5 protein-coding genes are annotated in these 4,564 nt (G+C 32.9%); 2 read left to right on the top strand and 3 right to left on the bottom strand.

Annotated elements, in window-relative coordinates; translation table 11 throughout:
* The first annotated feature begins 194 nt into the window (after positions 1-194).
* A complete protein-coding gene (locus RMO83_RS03775; protein WP_310558342.1) occupies positions 195-1,121 on the top strand; it encodes a HAMP domain-containing sensor histidine kinase in 927 nt (308 codons plus the stop codon).
* A 139-nt stretch (positions 1,122-1,260) separates the two neighbouring features.
* Here RMO83_RS03775 and RMO83_RS03770 read toward each other — a convergent pair whose 3' ends face one another.
* Genes RMO83_RS03770 through RMO83_RS03760 form a run of 3 tightly spaced genes read right to left on the bottom strand, consistent with a single transcriptional unit; the run spans position 1,261 to position 3,549 of the window.
* Positions 1,261-1,881, bottom strand: coding sequence for a hypothetical protein (locus RMO83_RS03770; RefSeq protein WP_310558341.1), 621 nt, complete (start codon positions 1,879-1,881; stop codon positions 1,261-1,263).
* A gap of 32 nt (positions 1,882-1,913) precedes the next feature.
* Positions 1,914-2,900 (bottom strand): aldo/keto reductase, encoded by a 987-nt coding sequence (locus RMO83_RS03765; protein WP_310558340.1) that lies wholly within the window; start codon positions 2,898-2,900, stop codon positions 1,914-1,916.
* A 22-nt stretch (positions 2,901-2,922) separates the two neighbouring features.
* Positions 2,923-3,549 (bottom strand): SGNH/GDSL hydrolase family protein, encoded by a 627-nt coding sequence (locus RMO83_RS03760; RefSeq protein ID WP_310558339.1) that lies wholly within the window; start codon positions 3,547-3,549, stop codon positions 2,923-2,925.
* A gap of 221 nt (positions 3,550-3,770) precedes the next feature.
* Between RMO83_RS03760 and RMO83_RS03755 the strand changes: the two genes are divergently transcribed.
* The gene (locus RMO83_RS03755) at positions 3,771-4,181 is read left to right on the top strand and encodes an OsmC family peroxiredoxin (protein ID WP_310558338.1); all 411 of its coding nucleotides are present in this window, start codon (positions 3,771-3,773) and stop codon (positions 4,179-4,181) included.
* The last annotated feature ends 383 nt before the right edge of the window (positions 4,182-4,564 follow it).

The following is a 4,564-nucleotide window of genomic DNA, read 5'->3' as shown; positions in this document are numbered from 1 at the left end:
AAAGAAATCAACTGTCCGAAAACAGATTTTGTCGAAAAATAGCTATTTTTGTCCATCGTAATTTATGTTTTGCAATACAAAAATACGATTCTTTGAAAGAAGCCATTAATTTGGCTTCTTTTTTATCGGACAATAATGATACAGAATTAAATTTTTTACGTATATAGTTATAATATTAACAAATTATTTTTTTTATGAATTTTTATCGCAAATTATCAAAAGTCAGTTTTCTAGAAAATAGTTACGCATACAAATTTCTTTTCGTTACGTTTATTGGCATTCATATTCCTTTAATTGGGTTATTGTTATTTGTATTGTTTGGAGACCAATCAGGTTCTGTTCATTCCATTTTATTTTTCACGTTAGTTCTAACGTTGATAGCTACTGGAATTACTTTATTTGTGCTAAAAAAGTTGATTAAACCTATTGAAATCGCCTCAAAAGCATTAAATAATTATCGAAATAATAGAGTTATACCGCAATTACCTATCTATTTTAAAGATGAAGCGGGGTTGTTATTGACTAATATTCAAAAATCAATTATTGATAATGAAAAATATATTACTGATAAACAGGATTTAATGTATTTGCTTTCTCACGATTTACGATCTTTTGCAGGAAATGCTCAATCGTTAGCCCAGCTTATTTTAGAAGAAAATGCTTCAGATTCGGTAAAGGAATATGCAAATTTGATTTGCCAGTCTACGGGTCAACAATTTGAATTTATTGAAACGTTAATTAATCTAATGAAAGATGAAGATGAAATTTCAAAAAAAGTTCATAATATAAAAAATATTCAATTGCCAACTATTTTCAATCTTGTAGGTGAACAATTGGGGCAAAAATTAGCGACTAAAAAAATTCAACTTAAAACAGACATTGAAATAGCTGAGGCCAGAATTATAATAGATGAAGAATTATTGATTCGCGTTTTGGTGAATTTAATTGATAATGCTATCAAATTTTCTTTTCCAAATAGTGAAATAAAAGCACGAGTTTATACAGAAAATGGAAAGATTATTTTTGTTATTTCTGATTCTGGATTGGGCTTTAAACCAGAATATAAAGAGGAGCTTTTTGAAAAATTTACGAATAGAGGTAAACTAGGAACTGCTAACTAGCCTTCTACAGGAATTGGGTTGTACCTCTGTAAAAAAATAGTCGAAAAATACAGTGGAAATTTATCGGCTGAAAGTGAAGGAATTAATAAAGGAGCGCGTTTTTTTATTGTATTTGAGAATGTAAAAAATTAATCCAACCTTACAATTCCTTAGTAAATACGCCCGGTCTAACTTCCTTAAACCCCAGTTTTTTGAGATATTTGAAATAATTCAAATTATTTCCTTTAGCAACGATACTTGTATATCCCGCATCGACAAATTTTTGTTTGAGCTTGAAGTACACATATTTACCATTCTTAAAGTCTTTATATTCAGGTAATACATAATCTAAACCTACATGAAGTGCCGCCTCATTTTCCCGATGCGCTAAAAATAATCCAGCAACTGACATATTTCTTAGAATAAAAAAACTAACCGTATTCATATTTGGATTATAGGAAAAACCCGGAAGTATTTTTTGAATTCGATCATTATGAAAACTTAAAAACCGTTTCAAATATTCGCTTTCGGCATTAATTTCAAGGATCTCAAAAGTCTCTTTTTTAGAATAGATTGTTACTAAATAATAGATGTCTACCAAGACAATAATACTATTTAAAATCCCAACAGGAATAGCACCTATTAAGAATCCATAAATAGAAAATAGTAACGCTCCAGAGATATTAATCCATCGGAATTTGATGATGGAACTCATCGTCATTGATACCATTATTACTATAGATGCGAGATAACCTATCCATTGTAAAAAGTCGATTTGCATAAAGATTTAGTATTTATGATGAAAATAGGTTACTACCACAGCTGGTGTACTTGCGGCTTAATGTAATCTTCGTAAATAGCATTCATTGCCAAAATTTTTTCAGGAGTCAATTTTGGTAAATCATATACCGATAAATTCGATTCTACGTGACTGGCTTTTGAAGCTCCAGGAATAATACAACTAATTTCATTGAAAGTCAAAATCCATTGCAAGGCAATTGGAGCCAAATTTTTAGCTTCAGGAAATAATTTTTTCAATTCTCCCACTGCTTTTAAACCCAATTCGTAATCAATTCCGGAGAAGGTTTCTCCTTTGTCAAATGCTGCTCCGTTTCGGTTGAAGTTTCGATGGTCTTGTGCTCCAAAAATAGTTTTAGCATCGAATAATCCTGTTAGAAGGCCACTTGCTACAGGAACTCTGGCGATGATGCCAATATCTTTTTTCTGCGCTTCCTTGAAAAATAATTCGGATGGTCGCTGACGGAACAGATTGAAAATAATTTGAACTGTTGTCACATTTGGATATTCAATAGCTTTAAGTCCTTCTTCGACTTTTTCGACACTTACTCCAAGGTTTTGAATTTTTCCTTGTTCTTTCAAACGGTCAAACAATTCAAAGATTTCAGGACGATAATAGACTTCAGTTGGCGGACAATGCAATTGAATTAAATCCAAAGTTTCGAGTCCACTTCTTTTCAAACTATCTTCCACAAATTTTTGCAAAACCTTTGGTTGATAGCCTTCATTCACGTGTGGATTGATATGACGACCACACTTCGTAGCCACAAAAATACGTTCCGAACGAGAACGAACCACTCTTCCGACGGCGGTTTCACTCAAACCATTTTCATACACATCCGCAGTATCAATGAAATTCACGCCATTGTCAATAGCCGTATTAATCAGGTCGTCTGCGGCTTTATCATTAAATGGCGAACCCCATTTTCCGCCTACTTGCCAAGTTCCCAATGCTATTTCGGAGATATTGAAATTGGTTTTTCCTAGTTTTCTGTAGTTCATTTTTTATTCTTTTAAGTAGTATTTATTTTTTTGAAATCACTTCCGCTATCGCCTTTTCCACAATCGGCCCCATCACTTCATATCCCGCTTTATTGGGGTGAACTCCGTCATCAGCATAAGCAGCTTTCAATCCTTTTCGTTCATCCACCAAAGCGGAATAATAATCCAGATACAGCATTTCATTGGCATCGGCATAATTTTTTATCATCGTATTGAGTCGCACAATTTTTTCGGCAGGAAACGAACCATTATTCCAAGGGAAATCATAAGCGGGCAAGACCGAGCATAAAATCACTTTTATTTGGTTGGCTTTAGCCAATTCAGCCATCGAGAAAATATTATCAGTTATCATTTCAAGAGTCGAAGGACCTGTATTTCCAGCAATATCATTGGCTCCAGCCAAAAGGATTACAATCGTGGGTTGTAAAGCAATCACATCAGCCCGAAAGCGAATCAGCATCTGCGGTGAGGTTTGTCCGCTAATGCCACGATTGATATAGGGTTTTCCAGCGAAAAACTCAGGACAAAGCTCAGACCAAAACTCGGTTATCGAATCTCCCATAAAAACGATTCTTTTTTGTCCAGATGATAATGTAGGAAGTTTGGAATTTTCTTTTTGGTATTTTTTTAAATAAGGCCAGTCTTGCATTTCAATTCCCATGTTTAATAGATGACTTTATTCTTTTTATTACTTCTAAAATGTAGCAAACAAAAATACTATTTTCGCTACTGATAACCTATCCAATTCAATTGATTTTGTAGTGAAAAGAATTGCTTTAAATGTATGCCTAAAGTTTAGTTAAAATACCTGAAGACCAGAACTATTTGTCATTAAAGTCTTAATTTTGAGTAAACATTAAAAATAGTAATATGAAAAGACATGCCACCGCCGTTTGGAAAGGTTCACTAAAAGAAGGAGCCGGTCATTTAACCACTCAAAGTGGAACATTAGAAAAAACACAATATTCGTTTAAATCTCGTTTTGAGGAAGGAATTGGAACCAATCCTGAGGAACTTGTTGCTGCAGCACATTCGGACTGTTTTACGATGCAACTTTCGGCTTACATCACTGAAGCTGGTTTTGAAATTGAAAGCATCGAAACCAAATGCGATATAAATTTATTGGAAGGAAAAATTGTAAGCTCTCATTTAACAGTAAGTGCTAAAATTAAAGAAATTTCAAATGAGACTTTCCAAGAGTTGGTCACAAAAGCGGAGGCAAATTGTCCAATATCAAAATTATTCGATACTGAAATCTCTAGTGAAGCTTGTTTGGTTTAAATTACTGTGGATATAAATGTGTTCGTCTGTTCGAGTGTTTTATTATAAAATGCGATAGCTTTTTTTAATAAAATGTATCGAGAACCCAATAATTAAAAACTTCTCGATACAATTTTTAATAGTAAAGCTGTCGCATTACTATTAAAAATCACTCGAAGTGACGGTGGTTTTAATACAGTAAAAAAAATAGTATTTGTGCAATAAAAAAGGCTCGATTGTTATAAAATCGAGCCTTTTTTATGTTTAAAATCATTATTGTCCGATAAAAAAGAAGCCAAATTAATGGCTTCTTTCAAAGAATCGTATTTTTGTATTGCAAAACATAAATTACGATGGACAAAAATAGCTATTTTTCGACAAAATCTGTTTTCGGACAGTTGATT

This window comes from Flavobacterium sp., from assembly GCF_031423415.1.
Lineage (GTDB): Bacteria > Bacteroidota > Bacteroidia > Flavobacteriales > Flavobacteriaceae > Flavobacterium.
Note: the sequence above shows the minus strand (reverse complement) of the source record. Positions and strands in the feature narration are given on the sequence as shown.